The organism is Catellatospora chokoriensis, assembly GCF_011297315.1.
GTDB lineage: Bacteria > Actinomycetota > Actinomycetes > Mycobacteriales > Micromonosporaceae > Catellatospora > Catellatospora citrea.
Window position 1 is genome coordinate 239,123 of record NZ_JAAOTI010000001.1, and the last position, 24,961, is coordinate 264,083.

Genomic DNA, 24,961 nt, shown 5'->3' on the forward strand with positions numbered 1-24,961 from the left:
CCGGTGGCGGGCGCACACGCCGTTCCGGGCACCGATCATCGCCCGCACGCAAGGCGGTTCGACCTGCCGCCCCGACACACCGACCCCCAGGAGGGGACATGCCACAGCTGACCGGCGGTCGCGTCCTGCGCGAAGCCCTGCGCGGCCAGGCGGGCCGCATCACCGGCAGCGCGCTGCTCAGCACCGGCCACCAGGCGGGCGAGGCCATGGTGCCGGTGGTGATCGGCGTGGTGGTGGACCGCGCCGTCGGCACCGGCTCCAGCTCCGAGCTGCTGGTATGGCTCGCCGTGCTCGGGGCGGTGTTCGTCACCCTGTCGTTCAGCTTCCGCTTCGGCGCGCGGCTCGGCGAACGCGCCGCCGAGCAGGCAGGACACGTGCTGCGGGTACGCCTGACCGACCGGGTCCTCGACCGGCGCGGCGGGGCGGACGCCGGCCGGCTGCCGGGCGCGCTGGCCAGCGTCGCCACCAGCGACGCCGGACGCGTCGGCATGGTCGCGCTCGCCCTGCCCCTCGGCGTGGCCGGCGTCCTGGGCCTGGCCGTCGGCGCGGTCGCGCTGCTGCGGGTGTCGCTGCCGCTCGGCCTGCTGGTGCTGCTCGGCACCCCGCTCATGATGGGCCTGGCCCACCTGCTGGGCCGTCCCCTGCAGCGCCGCAGCGAGGTGGAGCAGGACCGCATCGCGCACACCGCCGGGCTCGCCGCCGACATGGTCGGCGGCCTGCGCGTGCTCAAGGGCATCGGCGCCGAACGCGCGGCTGCTGAGCGCTACCGGCTCAGCAGCCGGGCAGCGCTCACCGCGACCGTGCACGCCGCCCGCGCCAAGAGCTGGCACGACGGCACCCTGCTCGCCGTGAACGGGCTGTTCCTGGCCGTCGTGGCGCTGGTCGGCGGACGGCTGGCCGCCGACGGCACGATCAGCGTCGGCGCGCTGATCGCCGCGGTCGGCATGGCGCAGTACCTGATCGGGCCGCTGTCCATGCTGGTCTGGGTCAACGGGGAACTCGCCCAGGGCCGCGGCAGCGCCGCCCGCATCGCCGAGGTGCTGGCCTCCCCCGCCGCCGTCGGCGGCGACGCCCCGCTGCCCGGCCCGATCACGGGCCGCCTCGCCGTACGCGGCCTGACGCACGCCGGGCTGCGCGACCTCGACCTCGACGTCGCCGCCGGCCAGCTCGTCGGCGTCGTCACCGCCGACCCCGCCCACGCCGAGACGCTGGTCGACCTGCTGGGCCGCGAACGCGAACCCGAGGCGGGCACCATCACCCTGGACGGCCACGACCTGTCCACCCTGGACCCCGACGCGGTACGGGCCGCGCTGCTGGTCGCCGCCCACGACGCCGAACTGTTCGAGGGCACCCTGCGCGACAACGTCATGGCCCCGACGGTCGCGAGCACCGCCGACCGTGGCGGCCTGCCCCAGCAGCGCACCGGTCCGGCAGGGCCGCACACCCCGGCCGCGTCCGGCGGCGACGGCTCGCTCGCCGCGGCCTCGGCCGGGGCCGACGACCTGCTCACCGCCGCGCTGGCCGCCTCCGGCGCAGACGAGGTCGCCGCGACCATGGCCGGCGGCGTCGACGGGGCGCTCGCCGAGCGCGGCCGGTCCCTGTCGGGCGGGCAGCGCCAGCGCGTCGCCCTGGCCCGTGCCCTGGCTGCCGACGCCCCGGTGCTGGTGCTGCACGAGCCCACCACCGCCGTCGACGCGGTCACCGAGCTGCGCATCGTGCACGGCGTACGCCGCCTGCGCGCCGGGCGCACCACGATCGTCATCACCACCAGCCCGGCGCTGCTGGCCGCCGCCGACACCGTCCACTTCGTGGCCGACGGCGCGCTGACCGCGTCCGGCACCCACGAGCAACTAGTGCGCGAGCACACCGGCTACCGCGCGACGGTGCTGGTATGACCGGCCGGGAGGCGACCCCCATGACCGAGCAGCGGGAACTGCTGCCCACGGCCACCGGCCGGCAGGCCGTCACGGCGCTGCGCGCGCTGCTGCGGCCGCGTCGCCGGCTGGCCGCGGCCGGGCTGTTCGTGCTGACCGCCGCCACCGCCGTCGGGCTCGCCGTCGCGCCGCTGCTCGGCCACGTCGTCGACCTCGTCACCACCGGCGCGCCCGCGTCCGCGATCACCACCCCGGTCGTCGCCCTCGCCGTGATCGCCGTCCTGTCCGGAGCCGCCACCGCGTACGGCCTCACCCTGATCGCCCGGCTCGGCGAAGGGGCCCTGGCCGAGCTGCGGGAACGTTTCCTCGACCGGGCGCTGCGGCTGCCGCTCGGGCAGGTCGAGCGGGCCGGCTCGGGTGACCTGACCTCCCGCGCCGGCAACGACCTCAACGCGGTCGCCTCCGTCGTCCGCTCCGGCCTGCCCGAGCTGGCCCGGTCGCTGCTGGCGATCGGCCTCACCCTGGCCGGGCTGGCCGTGCTCGACTGGCGCTTCATGGTCGCGGCGCTGCTGGCCGCACCCGTGCAGCTGTACACCGTCTGGTGGTACGGCGGCCGGGCCCTGCCCCTGTACGCCCGCCAGCGCATCGCCGTCGGCGCCCAGCAGCAGCAGCTCCTGGAGACCATCGGCGGCGCGCCGACGGTCCGCGCGCTGCGCCGCCGCGAGCAGCACCTGGGCCGGGTCACCGGGCGCTCGCAGGACGCCGTCGACCTGACCATGCGCGGGGTCAACCTGGTCACCCGCTTCTACGCCCGGCTCAACCTGGCCGAGTTCATCGGCCTGTCCGCGGTGCTGGCCACCGGCTTCCTGCTGGTGCGCTCGGGCGAGGTCACCATCGGCGCGGCCACGGCCGCGGCGCTGTACTTCCACAACCTGTTCACGCCCGTCAACATCGCGCTCGGGCTGATCGACGACGTGCAGTCGGCGACGGCCGCGCTGGTCCGCATCGTCGGCGTCGCCGACCTGCCCGAGCCGGTGGCGCCGCCCGCGCCGCGTACGCCGGCCGACGCGTCCCTGCACGCCGACGCGGTGAGCCATGCGTACACCGCGGACCGTCCGGTGCTGCACGCCGTCACCATCGCGGTGCCCGCCGGGCAGCGGGTGGCCCTGGTCGGCGCGAGCGGCGCCGGCAAGAGCACCCTGGCCGGGCTGTTCGCGGGCGTGCACGAGCCGACGTCGGGCAGCATCCGGGTCGGCGGGGTCGGCATCGGCGACCTCGACCCGGCCGGCCGCCGGGCCGTCGCGCTGATCACGCAAGAGGTGTACGTCTTCGCGGGCACGCTCGCCGAGGACCTGCGCCTAGCCCGCCCCGACGCCGCCGACGCCGACCTGACCGCCGCGCTGGAGCGGGTCGGCGCGGCGGAGTGGGTGACCGCGCTGCCGGACGGGCTGTCCACCGTGGTCGGTGAGGGCGGGCACCGGCTCACTGCCGCCCAGGCGCAGCAGCTCGCCCTGGCCCGCTTGGTGCTGGCCGACCCGGCCGTGGCCGTGCTGGACGAGGCCACCGCCGAGGCGGGTAGCGCCGGCGCCCGGGTGCTGGAGGCGTCGGTCGTCGCCGCGCTGCACGGGCGCACCGGCCTGCTGGTCGCGCACCGGCTCACCCAGGCGGCGCTCGCCGACCGGGTGGTGGTGCTCGACGAGGGCCGCATCGTGGAGAGCGGCTCCCACGACGAGCTGCGCGAGATCCCCGACGGCCGCTACGCCGAACTGTGGCGCGCCTGGTCCGGCCGCCGCGACTCATGACCACGCCGAGCCCGCAGCTTGCCTGCTGCGGGCTCTCGCCGGCTACCGGGGCGGGGCCTCGTCGCCGTCGGACTGTCCACCGTCCTCGCCGGACCGGGCCGCGATCGCGGCCTGGATGCGGCGCTGGGTGCGCAGGGCCTTCTTCGCCGCGACGCTGACCCAGCCGTCGAACACCGTCTGGCCCTTGTCCTGGTCCATGAGGCGCTCCAGCGTCGGCACCACGCTCGGGTCACCGGTCGAGCCGAGCGCGACGGCGGCCCAGTAGCGCAGGTCCGGGTCGTCGTCGTCGGCTGCGGCGAGCAGCCTCGGGATGACGTCGGGCGTGAACTTCGACAGCGCGCTGGCGACGTAGCCGATCCGGGTGAAGCCCCGGTGCTCGAACGCCTCCCACAGGGCCGTCAGCGCCTCCTCGCCGCCGATCGAGGCCAGCGCGTCGGCGGCGCGCTCGCGCAGCCACTCGGGCTCGGACCACAGCGCCGGGACCAGTGCGGGCACCGCGGACTCGTCGCCGATGCTGCCCAGCGCGCGTACGGCCTGCTCCTGGGCCATCCAGTCGCCACGTTCCAGCAACGCCACCAGGCCGGGCACCGCCTCGGGCAGGCGCAGCGCGGCGCAGCCCATCGCCGCCCAGGCCTGGCAGTTGTAGCGGGTGTCGGCCAGCGCGGCGAGCAGCGGCTCGGCCAGCGACGCGTCGACGAAGACCTCGGCCTGGTTCATCGCCCGGCTGTAGAGCGAGCGGTGGTAGTTCGGGTAGTCGCGCACGAGGGCGCGCAGTGCGGCCAGCGCGGATGCGTCGCCGTCCGCCTTCGCGCGGTCGAGGAGGCGGTACAGGTGCTCCTCACGCGTGTCGAGGTCGCCGTCCTTGAGTGCGCGCTGATCAGGGTCCACCCGGCAACGGTAGTCCCCGCTGCTCCCGGCGGTGCAGTCGGTGCCGTCCGCGTCCGTCGACGGGTTCATCGGGATCGGGCGGGCGGATGCGCACCGCTGCCCGACGCCACGGCCACGTCACTGGATCACCTGCTCGGTGTCGGGAACACTGGTGCCGGCCGGTCGTGGCTCGCAGGGCGGTGACCGGCGCACAGGGCACAGGAGGAACAGTGATGGCCGGCCGCCGGGTCCTGGTCTCCGGCGCGAGCATCGCCGGTCCCGCGCTGGCCCACTGGCTGCACGAGTACGGGATGACCGCGGTGGTCGTCGAGCGGCATGACGGCATCCGTCCCGGCGGGCAGACCGTCGACCTGCGCGGTGCGGGCCGCACCGTGGCCCGGCGGATGGGCATCGAGGATGCCGTCCGGGCCCGCTCCACCGGCGAGGACGGGGTCGCCTTCGTCGACGCGCGAAACCGGGTCAAGGCGGCGTTCCCCGCGCAGGCGTTCGGCGGGGAGGGTTTCGTCGCCGAGCTGGAGATCCTGCGGGGCGAGTTGGCCGGGCTGCTCCACGAGCGCACCCGCGGGCACACCGAGTACGTCTTCGGCGATCGCATCACCGCGGTCGACGACCGCGACGACGGGGTCCGGGTGTCGTTCGCGCACGGCGCCGACCGGTCCTTCGACCTGGTCGTCGCGGCTGACGGCATCGGCTCCACGACGCGAGGGCTGGTGTTCGGCGGAGAGGCGCGGGTGGTGCCGCTCGGGCTCTACACGTCCTATCTCACCGTCCCCCGCGCCGCCTCTGACGGTTCGTGGGCGCGCTGGCACAACGCGCCCGGCGGCCGGGTCGTCGCGCTGCGCCCGGACAACCTCGGCACGACCAGGGCGCTGATGTCGTTCCTGTGCCCGCCTCGCGGCTATGAACGGCTCCCGGTCGGCGAGCAGAAGCAACTGCTCCGCCGCGTCTTCGCCGGTGTCGGCTGGGAGGCGCCGCGGGTGCTGCGCGCACTCGGCGACGCCGACGAGTTCTACTGCGAGCTGGTCGGCCAGGTGCATGCGCCGCGCTGGAGCAGGGGCCGGGTCGCCCTGGTCGGCGACGCGGGCTACTGCGCCTCACCGATCAGCGGCATGGGCACCAGCCTGGCCCTGGTCGGGGCGTACGTGCTGGCCGGTGAACTGGCCTCGCACAGCTCGCACCGCGACGCGTTCGCCTCGTACGAGCGCATCATGCGGCCGTACGTCGCGCAGGCCCAGCAGCTGCCGCCGTTCACGCCGCGCATCGCGCACCCGCGCAGCCGGGTCGGGATCGGTGTGCTCAACATGCTGCTGGCCACCGCCGCCAACCCGCTGGTGCAGCGCGTCGCCGCCCGCTTCCTGTCGCCGCCCGCCGACCGGATCGACCTGCCGGACTACACCGACCGGCGCAGACGATGAGCCCGGCTCACGCCAGCACGGCGGCGCTGACGGTGTCGGCGTACCAGCGTTGGAACCGTTCGACGGACCAGCCGCGCGTGCGTACCAGCCAGTCGTAGTTGCGCGCGTCCATCGCGAGCCACAGCACGTCGGCGACGCTGTCCACGTCGTGTTCGGGAGGCACGCCGCCGGTCGCGACGAGTTCGGCGGCGAACATCGTCATGCCGCGCCGCCGCTCCTCCACGCTCTCGCGCCAGATCGCCGCGGCGTCGGCGGGCGGTGCCCCTGGACGCAGGGGTGCCGCCTGTCTCGCATCGCACGTTCAGGCACGGCCCCGCAGGTCGTGGACCAGCTCATAGGTCAGCTCGGCGATCTGGCCGTCCTGCACGATGCGGGTCAGCCGCACCTGCGACGACAGCAGCCGCCGCGGGAGCAGCGGCGCTCCCCCGCCGAGAAAGACCGGCGTGACCCCCATGATGATCTCGTCGAGCCGCCCCTGGTCGGCGAACCGGCCGACCAGCTCACCGCCGCCGACCAGCCACACGTTCGCCGCACCGGCGGCCGCGAGCATCGCGTCGTGCACCGGGGCGACGTCACCGGACACGAAGTGCAGGTTCGCGCCCGGGATCGGCGGCAGGTCCCGATGGCTGAACACCCAGCAGGGCGTATCGCCGTAGTAGACCTGCCACCCCTCGGGATGGTCGAGCAACTGGTCGTGAGCGAGCACCCACTCGTACGTCGTCGCGCCCATGCACATCGCGCCGACCCCGGCGAAGAACTCCTTGAACCGGTCGGGGCCGCTGCGGTCGACGACGAACAGCCAGTCCAGCGAGTTGTCCTGGTCGGCGATGAAGCCGTCGGCGCTGGTCGCGGTGTAGTACTGCGTCTTCGTCACTGTCTCAGCCTGGCACGGACGACCGACATCGCCCGGCCGACGGGCCCGTGCGGCGGGGCCGGTAAGCCTGGCGTGAAACGGCTTCACGCCACCGTCGCAGGCACATGGACAGTGATACATGGCGATGACACCATATGTCGATGCGTCGCATACCCCTCCTGTGCGTGCTCGCCATGCTCGGCACCACCGTGCTGGCCGCACCCGCATCCGCTGCACCCGTCGCGCTGCTCAGCGACCCGGTCTACGACTACGCCACCGCCATCCGCGAGACGGTGTACGTCGAGACGACCCTCGACAACGACGGCAACGGCACCCCCGACAAGGTCGTCGCGGACATCATCCGGCCCCGCGAGGCCGCCACGGCCGGGGTGAAGGTGCCGGTCATCATGGACGCCTCGCCCTACTACCAGTGCTGCGGGCGCGGCAACGAGTCCGAGAAGAAGGCCTACGCCGCCGACGGCACGGTGGCCAAGTTCCCGCTGTACTACGACAACTTCTTCGTGCCGCGCGGGTACGCGTTCATCGCCGCCGACCTGGCCGGCACCAGCCGCTCCACCGGCTGCGAGGACGTCGGCGGCACCGAGGAGGTGCAGGGCGCCAAGGCGGTGATCGAATGGCTCAACGGCAACGCCGTCGGGCGCACCGCGAGCGGCACCGTCGTCAACGCGACGACCTGGACCACCGGCAAGGTCGGCATGATCGGCAAGTCGTGGGACGGCACCGTCGCCAACGCGGTCGCCGCCACCGGCGTGCCGGGCCTGGAGACCATCGTGCCGATCGGCGCGATCTCCAGCTGGTACGACTACAACCGCGTCAACGGCATGGTGAACCCGAAGGTCAGCTCCGTGCCGAGCCTGCACACCACCGTCAACGGCCGGCCCTCGGGCACCTGCACCGCCGTGTCCAGCGCCCTGAGCAGCGGAGCCGTCAGCAACGGCAACTACAACTCGTTCTGGGCCGCCCGCAACTACGTCCCCTCGGCGGCGTCGGTGCACGCGAGCGTCTTCGTCGTACACGGCATGAACGATCTGAACGTGCAGGGCGTGCACTTCGGACAGTGGTGGGACGCGCTCGCGGCCAACAACGTGCCCCGCAAGATCTGGCTCTCCCAGGAGGGCCACGTCGACCCGTTCGACTTCCGGCGTGCCGCGTGGGTGGACACGCTGCACCGCTGGTTCGACTTCTGGCTCAAGGGCATCGACAACGGCATCATGAGCGAGCCGATGGCCGACGTCGAACGGGCCGCCGACGTCTGGCAGACCAGCGCGCTGTGGCCGCCGTCGGGCACCACCACGACCAACTACGTGCTCCAGGGCACCGGCAACCCGGGCGTGCTGGCGTCGTCGGGCGCGGGCTCGGGCAGCCTGTCGCTGACCGACGCGCCGTCGCTCAGCGAGGCCAACGCGGTCAGCTCGCCGACGACCGCCCGCACCGGACGCAAGGTCTACCAGACCCCGGTGCTGACCTCTGACCTGCGCATCTCCGGCACTCCGACGATCACGCTGCGGGTCCGCTCCAGCAAGGCGACCACCACCCTGACCGCGAAGCTCGTCACGTACGGCACCGCCACCCGCGTCAACTACCGCGCCTCGGGCGAGGGCATCAGCACGCTGACCACCGAGTCCTGCTGGGGTTCCTCGTCGAGCACCGACGACGCCTGCTACAAGAACACCGCGAAGGTCGTGTCCAGCGCCGCATACCAGGTGCTGTCCCGCGGCTGGATGGACGGCCAGCACCGCGACTCGCTGACCACCACCACCGCCATGAACACCAGCACCTACTACACGATCACCTGGAAGCTGCGCCCCATCGACCAGATCATCCCCGCCGGCCAGCGCCTCGGCCTGGTCCTCACCCTGACCGACCCCGAGTTCGCCACCGCCCACTCCACCGGCGCCACCGCCACCATCGACCTGACCGCCAGCGTCCTGAAGCTGCCGATCGCCCCCGCCTCCGGCCTCACCGCCCAGACCCTCTCCCCGCAGACCGCTCCCCCCGCCGTCGTGGACGGCACCTGGAGCCCCACCACCGGCACCCGCTTCCAGTGACGAAGGAAGGGCACCTTCCCATCGGATTCCGTAGTGGAAGGTGCCCTTCTTAACAGGTGCGTCGTCGGGCGCTGCGCGCGCTCGGCGGCCATCACCAGGAAGTTCGGCAATGCCGGCCACGCCCTGCGGTAGCGGAACACCAGCCGGCTATCGCCTGGCGTGGGAGGCCCACCGGAGGCCGAGCTCCCCGGACTCATCGACGTTGAGGTTGCCGCAGACGACGAACCCGTCGTGTGTCCCGTCCGACACCGTGAGGTACGCGTACCGGTGCCGGATCCGCTCCGGAATCTCGGGAAAGCCGTCGACCTCGGTGAGATCGCCCAGGTCGGCGATGAACAGCTCGCGGTAGTAGGCCCTGGTGTTCATGGCGAGCACATCCACGAACACGACGTCGACCGACGTCTCGAACTCGCTGGTGCCGTGGCCGGGGTCGGTGCGGCCGTGGCTGCGCAGGACGAGGGTGCGGTGCGACACCGTGTACACCCACGGCCGGAACGGCCGCTCGACATGCAGCGGCAGGCTCAGCGCGAGTGGGCGCACGGCGGGACTCCCTCCATCACCATGGATGATCGGCTCCCGTCACCACGGCCGAAAGCGGCCCGGCGGCAGGGTCTGCCAGGCTGACGCACGATGATCCCGTCAGCGTTCGGCGGGGACGCCTTCGCGAGCGTCGAGCAGCTCGTCCCAGTGCTCCCGCGCCCACGCGCACGCCGCGTCCATCGGGGCGAGCATGCTGCGGCCCAGCGGAGTCAGCTCGTACGACACCTGGCGGTCCGCGACGCGGCGGCGCACCAGACCGTCGCGTTCCATCAAGCGCAGCGACTTGGTCAGCACCTTCGCGGTGACGCCGCGCAGCGGCACCCGCAACTCGGAGAAGCGCCGCGGCCCGCCCTCCAGGCAGCGCATCACCATGCCGGTCCACTTGTCACCGAACCGGATCGGCGACAGGTCGGACGGGCAGATCTCGTCGAACATGTCCGGGGCCAGGGGCACGATCACGCGGGCGATGGTAGCCGGTATCCGAACGGATACCACGCCGCTGGATAACGTCCGCTGCGTGGCCGGCACACGCCCGGCCCACACCATCGAGAGGCGGCGTCATGAGCAGGATCGTCATCTTCGGAGCCGGCGGCAGGGCTGGCCGGGCCGTCGCGGCCGAGGCACGGCAGCGGGGACACCGGGTGACCGCGGTGGTACGCGATCCCGCGCGCCACGTCGACCTCGCCGCCGACGAGGTGCTGGCCGGTGACGTGACCGATCCCGCCGACGTCGCCCGGGTCGCGGCCGGGCACGACGCCGCTGTCAACGCGTCCGCCGACCTCGCGGCGGATCCCGCGACGTTCTTCCCGGCGGCGGCACAGGCCCTGCTCGACGGGCTGGCCCGGGCCCGGGTCGACCGGCTCGTCACCGTCGGCCTGGCATCGGTGCTGGACACGGCGTCCGGCACCCCGCTGATGGACACGCCCGGCTACCCGCAGGAATACCGGTCCTTCTACCTCGGCCACGCGGCGGGCACAGCCGAGCTGCGGGCGGCGGCGACCGACCTGGACTGGCTGGTCCTGAGCCCGGCCGGGGACTTCGACCACGCCGCCGGACGCACCGGCCTGCACCGCGTCGCCGCGGCCGACGCCGCCAGCCGCATCAGCTACCCCGACTTCGCCGTCGCCGTCCTCGACGAGATCGAGAATCCGGCACGCCGCCACGTCCACCTGGGCGTCGAGGCCGGATGAGCGCCGAGGAGGTCACCGACAGCCCGGTCCCGTGGGTGGCCGGGCACATCCGGCGCTTCGTCGAGACCGGCGGCCAGGCCCGGCCCGGCATGAACGACCTGCTGCTGACCACCCGTGGCCGCAGGACGGGCACCCTGCGCCGCACCGCACTGGTCTACGCCCGCGACGGCGAGCGCTACGTCGTCGCCGCCTCCAACGCCGGAGCGGACCGGCACCCGGCCTGGTATCTCAACCTGGCCGCCGATCCGGCCGTCACCGTCCAGGTCGGCTCGCAGACGTTCGCGGCGACGGCCCGCACCGCCACCGCGGCGGAGCGGCCGCGCCTCTGGCGGCTCATGGTCGAGACCATGCCGAGCTACCAGCGTTATCAGGAGACGACCGAGCGGCAGATCCCGGTGGTCATCGTCGAGCCGACGGCCTGACGCCGACCACCGACGCGCCGCTCCGGATCCCTGCCGTGCGCTGCCCGCGCGGTGGCTGGACGACGTGCCGACCGTGTGAGAATCGAGGTATGCAGTCTGTCGACGGCATGGTCGACGATGTCGTCCGGTCGGCTGCCCGGTTCACCGCGGCCGCCGCCGCGCTGACCGACACCGGCCTGCGAGCTCCTTCGGGCCTCGCGCGTTGGACGCGGGCGCATGTGCTGGCCCACGTAGCAGTCAGTGCCGACGCTTATGTGCGCCTGCTGCGCTCGGCCCGCACGGACCATCGTTCGCCCCGCCGTCCCGCAGACGCCGCCGTGCTGGCCCACGCCGCCGAGGAAGGCGCCACCCTGCCTGCCGCCTCACTCGTCAGGCAGTTGAACGACGGCCTGGAGCGGTTCACGCACGAGGCACGGACCATGTCGACGGACGCGTGGGACGGCATGGTCACGGCACTGGCGGGCTGGCGCCACCCTGCCTGGTACACCCTCCGTCGGTGCCTGCGCGAACTCGAAACCCATCACCTGGATCTCGACGTCGGCTACCGGACAGCGGACTGGCCGGCCGGATACGTCACGTGGGCGCTCGCGGAGACGTTCGCCGCGCTGCAAGCGCAGGGCTTTCCACTTGCTCGGGTGAAGGCCACCGATCTCGGCCGGACCTGGGACATCGCGGGCGACGGCCCCACCGTCGCCGCCCCGGGACACGTCCTGCTCGGCTGGTTCAGTGGCAGGGCGTCCGCCGACGGGCTGGCGTCCGACCTTCCACCGACGGCCCTGCCGACCCCACCGACCTGGCAGCAGCCACCGGTCCCCGGCTGGGGTCGCGACTACTGACGCTGCTCCCGTACCGCTGCGGCTAGCGGCGCACCCGTTCACGGATGGCGAGCAGTCCGAGGGCGAGCAGCAGCGGTGCGACCAGGCGCAACACGAGTTCGATCCAGTCGCCCGTCGGCGTCAGCGCCACATCCGAGCCGCGCAGCAGTGTGGAGGCGGCGCGCAGGGTGTAGCGCAGCGAGTCGCCGTACCCGGTGGGGGTCTGGAAGCCCCAGCGGGCCAGGGCCGCACTCGCGGCGGCGACGACCAGCCCGAGGGTCACGAAGGCCCGCCAGGCGCGCTGGCCGTAGCCGGACAGCAGCCAGTACAGGCACAGCAGCAGCCACTCCCCGAGGGTGCTGAACGCCGCCCGCCAGTCGCGGGCGCGCAGATCGGCGCGCACGCTGCGGCGCAGGCCGATGCGGCGCATCTCCATCTCGCCGTAGTAGAAGTCGGACGCGGCCCGCTGGTCCTTGCGGTCCTGCATCATGCTGCGCAGCGAGTGGTAGTCGGTCTGCACGCTGTCGACCGAGGGCGCTTCACGGCCGTCGGTGCCGGGCAGCGCCCACCGGGCGTGGCCGCGTACGCGGTGCTCGTCGGCGAGGGTGACGCGGTGGGTGACCCACAGGCCGCGCGGTGAGGTGCGCCAGCTGTGCCAGTCGTCGACGGTCAGCTTGTCCAGGTGGTGGGCGCCGGTGAAGGAGCACTCGGAAAGGTCTACGTAGGACAGCCGGACCTGGCTGAGGTCGGTGCCGAGGGTGCGCCCGAGGATCGGCCGGTCCTGCATCCGCCAGGCTTCGACAGTCGAGGCGGCGGCGGCGATCGCGGACGGCCCGCCGAGGTCGACTTCGACCAGGTCGAGCCGGGTCGGTCCGGCGCAGGTGAGGCGCACGCCGCGCTGGAAGCCCGACCGCTGCAGGTAGACCCGGGGCACGGCGCCGAGCTGCAGCAGGGCGCGATGCTGGAAGGTGGCTCGGCGCAGGTCCAGGCTGTGCGCCCGCAGGCCGTCGATCTCGACGGATCCGGCGAAGGTGGCGCGGGCCAGTGTCGTCACGCCTTCGCTGGCCACCCTGGAGAGGTAGACGTCGCGCTCCAGCAGGGCGTCGCGCATGCGCAGCGCGCCGCCGACGGCCAGGCCCGAGATCGAGACGTACGCCTGCATCTGCGCGTTGTTGAAGTCGGCGAGCCCGCCGACCGTGACGTCCCGGATCCGCAGCGTGCCGCGAAAGACCGTGCCGGCACACTTCAGATCGCCGGTGATCACCAAGTTGGCGAGCTGGACCTCGTCGAGTCTCATGCCGCTGAGGTCCAGTTCGGCGAGCACGCGCCGGTCGTTCTCGTCGGTCGCGCAGTTCTCGATGTGGTGCGTCAGGCACCGTTCGCCGACGACGACCTCGTTCGAGCACTGCACGCAGTTCGCCACGGGCGCGACCTTAACCCATGCACACGAGCCCGCTGACAGCCGTCTGTCCATAACGGAGCACGGCCGCGCAGGGATCAGCGGCGGCTGGGCAGGCGGACCACACTGACGAAGAAGTCGTCGATCTGCTTGACCACGGAGATGAACCGCTCGAAGTCGACCGGCTTCGCGACGTACGCGTTGGCGTGCAGCTGGTAGCTGCGCAGCACGTCCTCCTCGGCCTGCGAGGTGGTCAGCACCACGACCGGGATGCGGCACAGCTCGGGATCGTTCTTGATCTCGCGGAGCACCTCACGGCCGTCGCGGCGCGGCAGGTTGAGGTCCAGCAGGATCAGGTCGGGGGTGTTGGCCTCCGCGAACTCGCCCTCCTTGCGCAGGTAGGCCAGCGCCTCCACACCGTCGCTGACGACGCGCAGGGTGTTGCGCATCTTGTACTCCTCGAACGCCTCGCGCGTCATGAGCACGTCACCCGGGTCGTCCTCGACCAGCAGCACCTCGATGGGACGCCCACCCTTGTCGTCGATGGTCATGCGGTCAGCTCCCTGTGCTGCGTCGGCACGGCGGGCAGGGTCGCCGCGCCGGAGTTCTCGCTGATCGGCAGCGCGAACGTGATGGCCGCACCGTCGGTCCGGGCGGAGTCCACCCAGATGCGGCCGTCGTGATACTCCACGATCTTCTTGGCGATGGCCAGTCCCATGCCGGTGCCCGGGTAGGCGTCCTTGGCGTGCAGGCGCTGGAAGATGATGAAGATCTTCTCGGCGAACTCGGCCTCGATCCCGATGCCGTTGTCACTGACCGTGATGTCCCAGGCGTCGTCCGTGCGCACCGCGTCGACCTGGATGCGCACCGGCACGTCGGTCCGGCGGAACTTGAGGGAGTTGCCGACCAGGTTCGCCAGCAGCGTCTCCAGCAGTGCCTGCTCGCCCGCCACCGTCGGCAGGTCGTGCCAGGTGACGGCGTCGGCGCCGTACTTCTCCTCGATGTTGAGCTGCTCGGCGACGTCGCGCATCACGGCGTCGAGCGAGACCTGCTGGAAGCCGCTGGTGTTGCGGCCGATCCGGGAGAAGGCCAGCAGGTCGTTGATGAGCCGCTGCATCCGCTGCGCGCCGTCGACCGCGAACAGGATGTACTGGTCGGCGCGCTCGTCGAGCTGCCCGGCGTAGCGGCGCTGCAGCAGCTGGCAGAAGCTCGCCACCTTGCGCAGCGGCTCCTGCAGGTCGTGCGAGGCGACGTAGGCGAACTGCTCCAGGTCCCGGTTCGACCGGGTCAGCTCGGACGCCTGCAGCTGCAGCTGCTGGTTGATCGCCTCGACGGCCTGCCTGGCCTGGCGGACCTCGCTCAGGTCGGCGGCGATCTGGCGGCGCATCGCGTCGACGTCGCGGCCCAGCCGCTCCAGCTCCGGCGAACCCGTGGCGACGATCTCCGTGTCGTACGCGCCGTCGGCGACGTGGCGCACCTGCTCGGCGAGGTCGGTCACCGGCCGGCTCACCATCCGGTTGATCAGCACGACCAGGCTCGCGCCCATGACCAGCACCACCAGGCCCGCCGCAATGAGCAGGACGACCAGGTTCTCGCTGCCCGACTGGACGTTGGCGACCGCTATGTTGCGCAGCGTCACGATCTCCTGCTGCAACGTCGCGACCTGCGCCCGTGCCTGATCGAACCGCTCTCGCCCACCGACCTCGTTGAGCAGCTGCTGGCCGACTTCGGGACCCTGGTCGCCGGTCGCCGTGATGGCCGGCTCGGCGACGGTCGTACGCCAGGTGGTGGCTGCGGCACGGGCACGCTCCAGCTGCGCCCGGATCCCCGGCTCGTCCGCCAGCAGCGGGATCATCGTCTCGTAGAGCCGCTCCTCGGCCTCCCGGCCCGTGCGGTAGGGGCCGAGGTCCGCGGAGTCTCCGCTGAGCGCGTATCCGCGCACGCCGGTCTCCTGGTCGACCAGGGCCATGCCGAGCTGCTCGCCCGACAGGCGCAGCACGCCGGTCTTGTTGAGCACCACGTCGAGCTGGTCCAGGTTGGCCGTGGCCAGCAGCGCGGCGCTGACGGCGAGCACGGCCAGCAGCGCCGCGGTGGCGCCGGCCAGCGCCGTCACCCGAGCACGCAGGGACCAGGTCCGCGGGTGGGTGAACTGCACGCGCTTGATCACGGAGTTGGTTCCTTACTCAGCAGCACGATCGCGATGTCGTCGGCCATCGGGCCGCCGTTGAGCGTCTCCGCGGACTCGACCAGGCTCGCGGGCAGACGTTCCATGGTGTCGCCGCGGGCCAGCCGGGTGCCGCACAGCCCGACCAGGCCCTCATCGCCGAGCCGGTCTGGGCTGTCGCCCAGCCGGCCCTCGACCAGGCCGTCGGTGTAGAGCAGCAGTGACCAGTCGGTGGGCAGGTCGGCGTCGCCCCGCTCGCGGGGCGCGTCGCCCACGCCGAGCAGCAGCCCGTACGGCACGTCGAGCGGTGCGGCCCGCGTGCCGGACAGCAGCAGCGGCGGCGGGTGCCCGGCCAGCCAGCACGACGCCCGTGAGGCGGCCAGGTCGATGCGCACCACCGCCATCGTCGCGAATGTGCTCGGGTGGCTGCGCTCGCTGCTGAGCACCTGCTCCATCGCGGTCAGCGTCTGTTCGGGGGCGACCCCGGCCAGGGTCAGCGCCCGCCAGGCCACCCGCAGTTCGACGCCCAGCGCGGCGCCGTCGACGTCGTGGCCGCTCACGTCGCCGATCATCACGTGTACGGTCTCCGGGCTGGTCTGCACCACGTCGAAGAAATCCCCACCGAGCGTCGCCTCGTAACGGCCCGGGCGGTAGAACGTGTGCACGGCGAGCTTGTCCGTGGTCATCAGCGGCTGGGGCAGCAGGCCGCGTTCCAGCCGGGCCGACTCGACCTGGCGCAGCTCGACCTCGCGCAGCCGGCGCGCGTTCTCCTCGGCGTACTTGCGCTCGACGGCGTACTGCACCGCGCGCTCCAGCAGCGCGCCGTCCACCTGGCCCTTGACCAGGTAGTCCTGTGCGCCTTCGGCGACGGCGTTGATGCCGATGTGGGTGTCCTGCTGGCCGGTGAGCACGCACACCGCGGTGCCGGGCGCGTCCGCGAGCACGCGGCGCAGTCCGTCGATGCCCTGCGCGTCGGGCAGCCCCAGGTCCAGCAGGATGCAGTCGACCTCGCCCAGCAGCGCCCGCGCGTCGCGCAGGCTGCGCGCGACGGTGAGCTGGATCGCCGCGTCCTGCTCGCGCAGCAGCTCCTCGACCAGGAACGCGTCGCCCTCGTCGTCCTCGATGAGCAGCACGCGCAACCGGGTCAGCCGGGCCGGTCCCCGCGGCTGGGTCGGCACGGATGCAGCGGTGAACATGAATTCCCCAACGTCTCGTGCCGCCGGTCGGCAATGAACACGGTTTCCCCACCGCAGTGCAGATCATGCCTGCGCCGGGCTGCTCCGCACAACTCACGGAAGCGGGCCCATGCCGAAGCGTTATGCCGTCCCAAGTGGCCGCTCAGCCTCCTGGCGGCCGTTCGGCGACGACCCGCCGAAAGCCCTTGTGCGGCTTGCACGCGCGACGCATCCTCAAGGTGATCGCGGGTGGTGTGAGTCCCGACACCGTACGGGCGCAATGCCCGCTGATCGCCTGATCTGATGCGGTTTGCGGGGGCTCGAGCCAACGCACCTGACCAAGGCGGTGACCCCATGAGCTCGCGCTACCGCAACCCACTGGTCAACCTTGGGTCCATGCTGATCTGCGGGCTGCTGGCCGGGGTGGTGGTCGCCGCGGCGGTCTTCCCCGCGGTGGCCCTGTCCGGCATGGCCGCGATCGTCGGCGGCGACGCCTTCGGCAAGCTGCCCGACGAACTGATCGTCAAACGCTCGCCGCAGCTGAGCTACCTCTACGCGGCCGACGGCAAGACCCTGCTGGCCACCATGTACGACGAGAACCGGCGCGACCTGCCACTGGCCGACGTCCCGCTGATCGTCCGCCAAGCCGTGCTCGCCGCGGAGGACCAGAAGTTCTACGAGCACAACGGGGTCGACATCAAGGGCATCGCCCGCGCCTACATCGCCAACAAGAAGGCCGGCGACGTCGAGCAGGGCGCCTCGACGCTGACCATGCAGTTCGTCCGGCTGTCCATCTCGTACTCGGCCGACACCGCGCAGGAGGTCGTCGACGCGACCGAGGACACGGCCAAGCGCAAGGTGCGCGAGATGCGCTACGCGATGGCCATCGAGCAGCGGATGAGCAAGGACGACATCCTCGAGGGCTACCTCAACACCGCATACTTCGGTAACCGGGCATACGGAATCTTTGCTGCAGCTCAGGTCTATTTCGGTAAGGAGCCCATGACGCTGACCGCCGCCGAGGCCGCCTTCCTGGCCGCGCTGGTCAAGTTCCCGGGCGGCTTCGACGTGATCAGCCTCAAGGGCCAGGCGCTGGCCGTGGACCGGCGCAACTACGTGCTCGGCGAGATGGTGGAGACCGGCGCGCTCACCGCGCAGCAGGCAGCCGTGGCCCAGAACGAGCCGCTGAAGGTGACCGGCAAGTTCACGCCGAACGGCTGCGTGCAGTCCACCAACATCAAATGGGGCTTCTTCTGCGACTTCTTCCAGCGCTGGTGGAACCAGCAGCCGGTGTTCGGGGTCACCCCGTACGACCGCGAGCGCTCGCTGAAGTCGGGCGGGTTCCGGATCGTCACCTCGCTGGACGTCACCGCGCAGACCGCGATGGACCGCGGCATCGACCGGGCGGTGAACAAGAACCCCGACCTGCCCGGCGGCAAGTGGAAGTATCCGTCCGACGCGGTGCTGCTGGCCGCCGTGGAACCCGGCAGCGGCAAGGTGCGCGGGCTGGCGGCCAACCGCAACTTCCGGATCGACAGCAAGCAGAAGCCGCAGAACGGCAAGGCGTCCAACCCGGCGCTGGCCCGTCGCGGCGTGCGGGGCAGCTACCCGAACACCACGAACCCGCTGCTGACCGGCGGGCCCGACATCGGCGGCTACCAGCCCGGCTCCGTCATGAAGATCTTCACGCTGGTGGCGGCCCTGGAGAAGGGCTACCCGCTGTCGACAATCATCAACACCCGCGCGCCGTACGTGTCCCGTACCAGGATCACGGGCTCCCCGAACTGCGGCGGCTACTGGTGCCCGACCAACTCCGGCGGGCGCAACTTCGGCGCGCAGAACATGTGGAACGGCTTCGGCAGCTCCATCAACACGTTCTTCGTGCCGCTGTTCGAGATGACCGGCGGGTCCCGGGTCATCGACACCGCCAAGCGGATGGGCCTGACCTTCTACGACAACCCGCGGGCGACGCTCGACGACTTCTACTACTCCACCCAGGCCGCCGACGGCTGGGGACCGTTCACCCTCGGCGCCTCCGACCACACCCCGCTGCAGATCGCCAACGCCTTCGCCACGCTGGCCGCCGACGGCCTCTACTGCGAGCCCATCCCCGTCGAGTCGATCACGACCAGCAAGGGTGAGCAGCTGAACGTCGGCGACCCGCGCTGCAAGCAGAACATCGCCGTCGACGTCGCCCGCGCGGCGATCGACGCGGCCCGCTGCCCGGTCGGCGACCAGTCGCTGTACGGCAAGTGCCAGGGCGCGACCGCGCGCGACTCCCGCGAGATCATCGGTAAGCACATCGCCGGCAAGACCGGCACCACCGACAACTCCAAGTCGGTGACGCTCACCATCACGACCAAGCAGCTGGCCATCTCCGGTTTCCAGACCGACCCCGACTGGGCGCAGGTCAACCACCAGATGTCGCACCGCGTCATCAACCCGGCGGTGCAGTACGCGCTGCGCGACGCGATGAAGGGCAAGCAGTCGATCCAGTTCTCCCGGCCCAGCAACACCCGCCTGATCACCGGTTCGCAGGTCACCATCCCCGCGGTGACGTGCAAGACGCTGCCGCAGGCCCGGTCGATCCTCAACGGCAAGGGCTTCAAGCCCGAGGTCGCGCCCAAGCAGGTCGACTCCGACTGCCCGAAGGGCACCGCGGCCGGCACCAGCCCGTCGGGCCGGACCATCAAGAACGGCGTCGTGGTGATCGAGATCAGCAACGGCAGCAAGGCCAAGCCCAGCGCCCCGCCCAACTCACCCCCGAGCCCCGGCAACCCGGGCAACGGCGGGAACCCTGGCAACGGGCCGAGTCCACCGCCGCCGCCGAACATCGCCGCGGCGTTCGACGGATGACGCGTGGCGGGCCGCTCGCCCTCGCGGGTGAGCGGCCCGCCGCGTCACGACCGGAGGTTCGCCACGATCGTGGCCGGCATCTCGATCACCTCAGCGGCCGGCGGCGCTTTCACCACGACCGGCACACCATAGGTGTACGACGCCGTCATCACCAGGTTCGGCGTCAACCCGGTCAGGTCGACCCGGAACGTGGACAGCCTGCCCTGCTCGTCGACGGTCGCCTGGAAGGGCACCGCGCTCAACTTGTCAGCCAGCGCCCCGGCCGTGGCCGGGTCGTACGTCGGCGACGTGGTCATGTCCACCGTCCCCTGGTACCGGCGCGTGCCGGCGCTCTCCACCTTGTTCACGGCGTTGACCAGCCCGAGCACCCCACCCGGGTTGTCCGGCGCGGTGAAGTCGAAGGTGGTGCCCGCGAGCTGCGCGGCGGTCGCGTGCATCCACTTCTCCGACGGCGAATCGGCATCGATCTTCAACCACACGTCGTCGGCCGTGCCGAGCATGTGGACCGCGGTGCTCTTGCCGTCGATCGGCATGGACCCCATGACCTCGGCCGTACGGGCGGTCACGTCCATCCAGCCGTTGATCGAGAACAGGCCCCGCATCTCCATCTTGAACTGCAGGGGCTGGGTCGTCAGCGCCTCGGCGGCTGTGGCGAACACCTCCTCGGCCGCGAGCGCGGGCGCCGACGTCGCCGGGGCGGCGGGCTCGCCCGAGCCGCCGCATCCCGCGAGCCCGATCAGCACCGTGGCCAGCGCGGTCACGACACCGGCAGCGCGTCTTCTCACCTTGGACAGCTCCTCGCTCGAAACGATCATCGCGAGCGGGGACTATACGGGCCCGCACCGACCGCCGTCCGGCGCCGATACGGACACCTCGCGCCTCATGCGGACACCGGGAAGGTCGCGCCGACCGCGGGCGACCGGGTGAAGGTCGCCGGCATGCCGATGTAGCCGTTGATCGCACCGATCGACGGATAACGCCGCGCGGCGTGCTCGTCGACGACGTAGTCGGGGATGCGGCGCAGGATCTCCTCCACCATCACCACCGCCTCCACCTTCGCCAGGTGCGCGCCGACACACCGGTGCACCCCGGAACCGAACGCGACGTGCCGGTTCGGGCTGCGGTCCAGCCGCATCTCGGCGGGGCGGTCGAACGCCGCCGGGTCCCGGTTCGCCGCGGCGAAGGCCAGCATCACCCGCTCGCCCGCCGCGATGCGCTGGCCGCCGAGTTCCACGTCGCGGGTGGCCGTACGCGACATGAACTGCACCGGAGCCAGCACGCGCAGGAACTCGTCGACGGCGCTGGGCAGCAGCGCCGGGTCGGCGATCAGCCGGGCCCGCTCGGCGGGATTGCGGTGGAGCCAGTGCAGGGCGTGCGACACCAGGGCGGTGGTGGTGTCCACTCCCCCGGCGACGACCAGCCCGGCGGTCGAGATGACGTGATCCAGCGGCAGCAGCTCGCCGTCGTCGCCGGTGGCCGTGGCCAGCACGCTGACCAGGTCGTCGGCGGGCTCGGCGCGGCGGGCCACGACCAGCGCGCCGAGCATGGCCATCATCTCGCCGACCGCGGTCATCGCCTCCGTCCAGGTCGGGCTGCCCGGCGGCGAGTAGGTCAGCAGGTGGATGGGCCCGGCATAACGCTCCCAGTCCGCCAGCGGCATGCCGAGGATGCCGAGGGTGACGATCGCCGGGACGGGGTTGGTCAGCTCGGTGACCAGGTCGGCCTGCCCCTGCTCGGTGAACCGGTCCAGACAGGCGGCCGTGACCTGGCGGATGAACGGCTCGCGGCGGCGCGACTGCTCCGGCGACAGGGGTCCGTTGAGCAACCGCCGGTAGACGGTGTGCAGCGGCGGGTCCAGCTCCTGCGGCACGTTCAGATACGCGATCGGCGGGTTGCTGGTGCCCCGCATGGGGCCGGACGGATCGGTGTGGTCCTGGAAGGAGGAGAACACGCTGTGGTCGCGCAACGCCTCCACCACCGGTACGTAGCCGGAGACGACCCAGGTCCCGCCGTACGCGGCGGTGTGCGCGACCGGGCACGAGACCACGTTGCCGTCGGAGATCTCCTGCCAGCGGTCGCGGTAGTCCGCGCCGTGATGGTCGAGTTCGATGGTCGGCCGGGTCGTCTGGTCGGATACGGCGTCCGAGCGGTGTGCCTCCATGGCAGTCCTCCTCCGTCACCGTCCATCATGGACTCGAATCACGTCCCGCACCCGCCTCCCACCGGTGGCGCGACTCCCGGCGCGGTGCCATCATCTCCTCATGCTGGTCGGTCGCCGCACGCTGCTCGGAGCAGGCCTGGCCGCGGTGGGGGCCGCGGTCACCGGATGCGGCGAACCTGCCCCGAGCACCACGCCCGCCTGGGTCGAACCCGACGGCGTGCCGACCGGCGCCGACCTGATCCGCCCGAGTTCGACCCCGACGACCTCGTCCAGTGCCTCGGCCTCGGCGACCACGTCGACCCAGGCCGCGTACGCCGTCGACGTCACCAAGGCGCTCCGCCGCCACCTGCCGGCGACCGCGCAGACCGTGCAGCACCACGGCTTCCCCGGGGCGGTCGCGCTCGTCCTGGTCGACGGCAAGGCCACCGTGCACACCGCCGTCGGCGAGGCGCTGCGCTACGACGCCGGCCCGAAGCTGCTGCCCGCCGACCGGCGGGTGCCCATGCGCCCCGATTCGATCTTCGACCTGGCCTCGGTCACCAAGGTCTACACCGCGATCCTGCTCCTGCAACAGGTCGACAAGGGCAAGGTCGCGCTCGACGCGCCGGTCGTGGAGTACCTGCCCGGGTTCACCGGCGACGGCAAGAGCACGATCACCGTCGCCATGCTGCTCACCCATACCAGCGGACTGCCCGTCGGCGCGAAGGTCACCGGCCTGCCGGACGCCGCCGCCCGGTGGCAGGCGGTGCTGGCCACTCCGCTGGTCTCCGGCGCGGCACCCGGCAGCACGTTCCGCTACTCCAGCGTCGGCCTCATGGTCGCCGGGAAGATCGTCGAGAAGGTCACCGGCCAGCGCCTCGACCAGGTGCTCAGCACCAACCTCACCGGCCCGCTCGGGCTGCGCGACACCTGCTTCACCCCGAACAGCCGGCTGTCGGCCGCCACGCGGAGCACCCGGCTCGTGGCCACCGACGCCCGCTCCTCCCGGGGCCTGCTGCGCGGCACCGTCCACGACGACGTCGCCAACCACCTCGGCGGCATCGCCGGGCACGCCGGCATCTTCGCCAGCGCGGCCGACGTCGCCGCGATCGGGCAGCTCCTGCTCGACGGCGGCGTCCACCGGGGCAGGCGAATCCTCGCCGAAGCGACCGTCCGGAAGATGCTCACCAACGCCAACACCGGCAAACCCGCGATCGACCCGGAGCGCCCGAACCGGACCTCCGCGCACGGCCTCGGTGTGGTGCTCGACCAGCGCTGGTTCATGGGCCGTCTCAGCGGCGCGCGGACCTTCGGCCACACCGGTTTCGCCGGGCCGTCGCTCGTCGTGGACCCCACCCGCAGGCTAGTGCTGGCCCTGCTCACCAACCGCGCCCACCCCAACTGGAGCTGGGCCGACCCGGACCCGGCCCGCGTCGCCGTGGCCGACGTCCTGGCCAAGGCCGTGGGCTGACCTGCGGCTCAGGTACGCAGGTACGACGCGCCGTTGAGGTCGATGATCGTGCCCGCCGCCCACTCCGCCTGGGGCGAGGCGAGCCAGTGCACGGCGGCGGCGACCTCCGCCGGCTGGGCGACCCGGCGGAACGGGCTCTGCGCCCGGATCTCGTCGGCGCGGTCGGACTTGAGGTGCTCGCTGACCATGTCCGTCTCGACGAACCCCGGCGCGACCGCGGCGACGGCGATCCCGTACGGGGCGAGCGCCACCGCCAGCGACTGGGTCAGCGAGTTGAGACCGGCCTTGCTCGCGCCGTACGCCACCTGACCCGGTTCGCCGCGGAACGCGCCGCGCGAGGACACGTTGACGATCCGGCCGCCGCGCTCGCGCATGTGCCGGGCCGCGCACCAGATCGCGTTGGCCGCGCCGACCAGGTTGGTGTCGAGGGTGGCCCGCCACTGCTGCTGCCAGTCCTCGTACGAGGTGTCGAAGATCGGATGCGGGGTGAACACGCCGGCGTTGTTGACCAGCACGTCCAGCCCGCCGAGCGCGGACGCGGCGCCGTCGACCATGGCGCGGACCGCGTCCGGGTCAGCCAGGTCGGCCCGCACCACGACGTGGCCGTCGCCGGGCAGCGAGTCCCGCAGTTGCTCGGCCGACTCGACCGACTGTCGACAGTGGATCGCCACCCGGTCGCCGCTGTGCGCGAACGCTTCCGCCACCGCCTTTCCGATACCTCGGGAGGCCCCTGTCACCAGCACCGCGCGCCCAGTCATGTAGATCATCCTGCCAGGGCGCACACCCGCCGCCCCACCGGGCCGGGTCGCGATGTGCTGAAGTGGACCGGTGGACGCCAGGGACATCGCCGCGCAGTTCGATCTCGGCGCGGGCGCGAGGCTGTCGGCAGGGCCGGTCGCCCAAGGCCGCCAGGGCGCCGTGTGGCGGCTGGAGACATCCGACGGCCGCTGGGCGGTGAAGGTGCTCTTCCAGCCGGTCGGTGAGGACGAGGTGCGTCCGGCGACCCTGTTCCATGAGGCCGCCCACGCCGCGGGGGTGCCGACTCCGCGGGTGCGCCGGACCGCGACCGGGACCGTGTTCGCCCGGGTCGGGGAGGCGCAGGTCCGGGTGTACGAATGGAAGGATCTGAAGGAGTGCGACCCCGGCCTCGACCCGGCGCTGGTCGGCGAGGTGGTGGCCGCCGTCCACCAGGTGCCGTGGACCGAGGACGGGCCGGTGCACCCGTGGTATCGCGAACCCGTCGGCCCCGACCGCTGGGACGAGCTGGTCGGGCAGCTGTCCGCCGCCGGAGCCCCGTTCGCCGGGCGGCTGGCCGCGCTGCGTGACGAGCTGGTGGCGCTGGAGTCGTGGCTGGAGCCGCCCACGGCGCTGCGGACCTGCCACCGCGACCTGTGGGCCGACAACGTGCTGCCCACCGCCGACGGCGGCCTGTGCGTCATCGACTGGGAGAACAGCGGCCCGGCCGACCCGAGCCAGGAACTGGCCTGCGTGCTGTTCGACTTCACGCGCACCGACCCCGGCCGGGCCCGTGCGCTGACCTCCGCCTACCGGCAGGCGGGCGGACCCGGCGACGTGTCCCGGCGCGGACATTTCGCCATGCTGATCGCGCAACTCGGGCACATCACCGAGATCGCCGCCACCGACTGGCTCCACCCGAACGCCCGGAACCGCCGGCGCGAGGACTCCGCCGCATGGATCGGCGAGGTCCTCGACGAGCCGCACACCCGCGTCCTGCTCGACGGCCTGCTGCTCGCCGCCACCGCTGCCGATTCGCACGATCGGTAGGATCAGGCAAGAGGTGGGGAGCATGGTTCTAACGTTCCCCCAGATCAGGTTGATTAGCTGGTTACGTCGATATAGCAGGGGTGCGAGAGCGCCCCGCGAGTGA

Annotated in this window: 22 protein-coding genes; 10 read left to right on the forward strand and 12 right to left on the reverse strand. The window is 72.2% G+C overall.

All coding sequences use genetic code 11. The annotated features are described in order from the left end of the window. Positions 1-98 precede the first annotated feature (98 nt). Together HAV39_RS01115 and HAV39_RS01120 are read left to right on the forward strand one after the other, a co-directional pair. Positions 99-1,895, forward strand: coding sequence for an ABC transporter ATP-binding protein (locus HAV39_RS01115; RefSeq protein WP_191837250.1), 1,797 nt, complete (start codon positions 99-101; stop codon positions 1,893-1,895). Between the two features lie 20 nt (positions 1,896-1,915). After that, positions 1,916-3,676 carry an ABC transporter ATP-binding protein gene (locus tag HAV39_RS01120; protein ID WP_191837251.1) on the forward strand — a complete coding sequence of 587 codons (1,761 nt, stop codon included), beginning with the start codon at positions 1,916-1,918 and terminating at the stop codon, positions 3,674-3,676. Between the two features lie 42 nt (positions 3,677-3,718). Here HAV39_RS01120 and HAV39_RS01125 read toward each other — a convergent pair whose 3' ends face one another. Further along, entirely contained in the window at positions 3,719-4,564 is an 846-nt protein-coding gene (locus HAV39_RS01125) for a HEAT repeat domain-containing protein (RefSeq protein WP_191837252.1), read from the reverse strand. Positions 4,565-4,776: 212 nt separating this feature from the next. Here HAV39_RS01125 and HAV39_RS01130 point away from each other — a divergent pair, with 212 nt between their 5' ends. Continuing rightward, a complete protein-coding gene (locus HAV39_RS01130) occupies positions 4,777-5,979 on the forward strand; it encodes an FAD-dependent monooxygenase (RefSeq protein ID WP_191837253.1) in 1,203 nt (400 codons plus the stop codon). A gap of 7 nt (positions 5,980-5,986) precedes the next feature. Here the strand turns inward: HAV39_RS01130 and HAV39_RS01135 are convergent, their stop codons facing one another. Then, positions 5,987-6,181 carry a hypothetical protein gene (locus HAV39_RS01135; RefSeq protein WP_191837254.1) on the reverse strand — a complete coding sequence of 65 codons (195 nt, stop codon included), beginning with the start codon at positions 6,179-6,181 and terminating at the stop codon, positions 5,987-5,989. A gap of 99 nt (positions 6,182-6,280) precedes the next feature. Continuing rightward, positions 6,281-6,853: a dihydrofolate reductase family protein gene (locus tag HAV39_RS01140; protein WP_191837255.1), complete on the reverse strand. Its 573-nt coding sequence runs from the start codon at positions 6,851-6,853 to the stop codon at positions 6,281-6,283. Positions 6,854-6,993: 140 nt separating this feature from the next. On the opposite strand from HAV39_RS01140, the gene HAV39_RS01145 reads away from it, so the two are divergent. Further along, positions 6,994-8,901, forward strand: coding sequence for a Xaa-Pro dipeptidyl-peptidase (locus HAV39_RS01145; RefSeq protein ID WP_191837256.1), 1,908 nt, complete (start codon positions 6,994-6,996; stop codon positions 8,899-8,901). Positions 8,902-9,048: 147 nt separating this feature from the next. Here the strand turns inward: HAV39_RS01145 and HAV39_RS01150 are convergent, their stop codons facing one another. Together HAV39_RS01150 and HAV39_RS01155 are read right to left on the reverse strand one after the other, a co-directional pair. Beyond that, positions 9,049-9,441, reverse strand: a complete 393-nt coding sequence (locus HAV39_RS01150; RefSeq protein WP_191837257.1) for a hypothetical protein — start codon at positions 9,439-9,441, stop codon at positions 9,049-9,051. A 99-nt stretch (positions 9,442-9,540) separates the two neighbouring features. Continuing rightward, positions 9,541-9,900, reverse strand: coding sequence for a winged helix-turn-helix transcriptional regulator (locus HAV39_RS01155; RefSeq protein WP_191837258.1), 360 nt, complete (start codon positions 9,898-9,900; stop codon positions 9,541-9,543). 101 nt (positions 9,901-10,001) lie between these two features. Here HAV39_RS01155 and HAV39_RS01160 point away from each other — a divergent pair, with 101 nt between their 5' ends. From HAV39_RS01160 to HAV39_RS01170, 3 genes are all read left to right on the forward strand, one after another. Further along, positions 10,002-10,631 (forward strand): NAD(P)-dependent oxidoreductase, encoded by a 630-nt coding sequence (locus HAV39_RS01160; RefSeq protein WP_191837259.1) that lies wholly within the window; start codon positions 10,002-10,004, stop codon positions 10,629-10,631. Next, positions 10,628-11,053, forward strand: coding sequence for a nitroreductase/quinone reductase family protein (locus HAV39_RS01165; protein WP_191837260.1), 426 nt, complete (start codon positions 10,628-10,630; stop codon positions 11,051-11,053). The genes HAV39_RS01160 and HAV39_RS01165 overlap by 4 nt, the downstream gene beginning before the upstream one ends. An 89-nt stretch (positions 11,054-11,142) precedes the next feature. After that, positions 11,143-11,889 (forward strand): maleylpyruvate isomerase family mycothiol-dependent enzyme, encoded by a 747-nt coding sequence (locus HAV39_RS01170; protein ID WP_191837261.1) that lies wholly within the window; start codon positions 11,143-11,145, stop codon positions 11,887-11,889. 22 nt (positions 11,890-11,911) lie between these two features. Here HAV39_RS01170 and HAV39_RS01175 read toward each other — a convergent pair whose 3' ends face one another. The 4 genes from HAV39_RS01175 to HAV39_RS01190 all read right to left on the reverse strand — a co-directional run bounded on the left by HAV39_RS01175 (position 11,912) and on the right by HAV39_RS01190 (position 16,627). Further along, a complete protein-coding gene (locus HAV39_RS01175) occupies positions 11,912-13,291 on the reverse strand; it encodes a pentapeptide repeat-containing protein (RefSeq protein ID WP_191837262.1) in 1,380 nt (459 codons plus the stop codon). Positions 13,292-13,365: 74 nt separating this feature from the next. Continuing rightward, entirely contained in the window at positions 13,366-13,818 is a 453-nt protein-coding gene (locus HAV39_RS01180; protein WP_191837263.1) for a response regulator, read from the reverse strand. After that, a complete protein-coding gene (locus tag HAV39_RS01185; protein ID WP_239120788.1) occupies positions 13,815-15,434 on the reverse strand; it encodes a sensor histidine kinase in 1,620 nt (539 codons plus the stop codon). The genes HAV39_RS01180 and HAV39_RS01185 overlap by 4 nt, the downstream gene beginning before the upstream one ends. Further along, on the reverse strand, positions 15,431-16,627 hold the full coding sequence (locus tag HAV39_RS01190; protein WP_191837264.1) for a PP2C family protein-serine/threonine phosphatase: 1,197 nt from the start codon (positions 16,625-16,627) through the stop codon (positions 15,431-15,433). The genes HAV39_RS01185 and HAV39_RS01190 overlap by 4 nt, the downstream gene beginning before the upstream one ends. A 333-nt stretch (positions 16,628-16,960) precedes the next feature. On the opposite strand from HAV39_RS01190, the gene HAV39_RS01195 reads away from it, so the two are divergent. Continuing rightward, positions 16,961-19,462, forward strand: coding sequence for a transglycosylase domain-containing protein (locus tag HAV39_RS01195; RefSeq protein ID WP_191837265.1), 2,502 nt, complete (start codon positions 16,961-16,963; stop codon positions 19,460-19,462). Positions 19,463-19,506: 44 nt separating this feature from the next. Here HAV39_RS01195 and HAV39_RS01200 read toward each other — a convergent pair whose 3' ends face one another. Then, positions 19,507-20,277 carry a hypothetical protein gene (locus tag HAV39_RS01200; RefSeq protein WP_191837266.1) on the reverse strand — a complete coding sequence of 257 codons (771 nt, stop codon included), beginning with the start codon at positions 20,275-20,277 and terminating at the stop codon, positions 19,507-19,509. A 65-nt stretch (positions 20,278-20,342) separates the two neighbouring features. Continuing rightward, positions 20,343-21,623, reverse strand: coding sequence for a cytochrome P450 (locus HAV39_RS01205; RefSeq protein WP_191837267.1), 1,281 nt, complete (start codon positions 21,621-21,623; stop codon positions 20,343-20,345). Positions 21,624-21,723: 100 nt separating this feature from the next. On the opposite strand from HAV39_RS01205, the gene HAV39_RS01210 reads away from it, so the two are divergent. Further along, positions 21,724-23,073 carry a serine hydrolase domain-containing protein gene (locus tag HAV39_RS01210; RefSeq protein ID WP_191837268.1) on the forward strand — a complete coding sequence of 450 codons (1,350 nt, stop codon included), beginning with the start codon at positions 21,724-21,726 and terminating at the stop codon, positions 23,071-23,073. 8 nt (positions 23,074-23,081) lie between these two features. Here HAV39_RS01210 and HAV39_RS01215 read toward each other — a convergent pair whose 3' ends face one another. Then, the gene (locus tag HAV39_RS01215; RefSeq protein WP_280528729.1) at positions 23,082-23,840 is read right to left on the reverse strand and encodes an SDR family NAD(P)-dependent oxidoreductase; all 759 of its coding nucleotides are present in this window, start codon (positions 23,838-23,840) and stop codon (positions 23,082-23,084) included. A gap of 61 nt (positions 23,841-23,901) precedes the next feature. Here HAV39_RS01215 and HAV39_RS01220 point away from each other — a divergent pair, with 61 nt between their 5' ends. Further along, entirely contained in the window at positions 23,902-24,858 is a 957-nt protein-coding gene (locus HAV39_RS01220; RefSeq protein WP_191837270.1) for a phosphotransferase, read from the forward strand. Positions 24,859-24,961 lie beyond the last annotated feature (103 nt).

Coding starts and splice junctions, on each gene's coding strand:
- HAV39_RS01180 (WP_191837263.1), bottom strand. CDS start 13,818: ATGACCATCGACGACAAGGGTGGGCGTCCCATCGAGGTGCTGCTGGTC.
- HAV39_RS01210 (WP_191837268.1), top strand. CDS start 21,724: ATGCTGGTCGGTCGCCGCACGCTGCTCGGAGCAGGCCTGGCCGCGGTG.
- HAV39_RS01135 (WP_191837254.1), bottom strand. CDS start 6,181: ATGACGATGTTCGCCGCCGAACTCGTCGCGACCGGCGGCGTGCCTCCC.
- HAV39_RS01195 (WP_191837265.1), top strand. CDS start 16,961: ATGAGCTCGCGCTACCGCAACCCACTGGTCAACCTTGGGTCCATGCTG.
- HAV39_RS01165 (WP_191837260.1), top strand. CDS start 10,628: ATGAGCGCCGAGGAGGTCACCGACAGCCCGGTCCCGTGGGTGGCCGGG.
- HAV39_RS01120 (WP_191837251.1), top strand. CDS start 1,916: ATGACCGAGCAGCGGGAACTGCTGCCCACGGCCACCGGCCGGCAGGCC.
- HAV39_RS01145 (WP_191837256.1), top strand. CDS start 6,994: ATGCGTCGCATACCCCTCCTGTGCGTGCTCGCCATGCTCGGCACCACC.
- HAV39_RS01115 (WP_191837250.1), top strand. CDS start 99: ATGCCACAGCTGACCGGCGGTCGCGTCCTGCGCGAAGCCCTGCGCGGC.
- HAV39_RS01215 (WP_280528729.1), bottom strand. CDS start 23,840: ATGATCTACATGACTGGGCGCGCGGTGCTGGTGACAGGGGCCTCCCGA.
- HAV39_RS01170 (WP_191837261.1), top strand. CDS start 11,143: ATGCAGTCTGTCGACGGCATGGTCGACGATGTCGTCCGGTCGGCTGCC.
- HAV39_RS01205 (WP_191837267.1), bottom strand. CDS start 21,623: ATGGAGGCACACCGCTCGGACGCCGTATCCGACCAGACGACCCGGCCG.
- HAV39_RS01130 (WP_191837253.1), top strand. CDS start 4,777: ATGGCCGGCCGCCGGGTCCTGGTCTCCGGCGCGAGCATCGCCGGTCCC.
- HAV39_RS01160 (WP_191837259.1), top strand. CDS start 10,002: ATGAGCAGGATCGTCATCTTCGGAGCCGGCGGCAGGGCTGGCCGGGCC.
- HAV39_RS01200 (WP_191837266.1), bottom strand. CDS start 20,277: ATGATCGTTTCGAGCGAGGAGCTGTCCAAGGTGAGAAGACGCGCTGCC.
- HAV39_RS01190 (WP_191837264.1), bottom strand. CDS start 16,627: ATGTTCACCGCTGCATCCGTGCCGACCCAGCCGCGGGGACCGGCCCGG.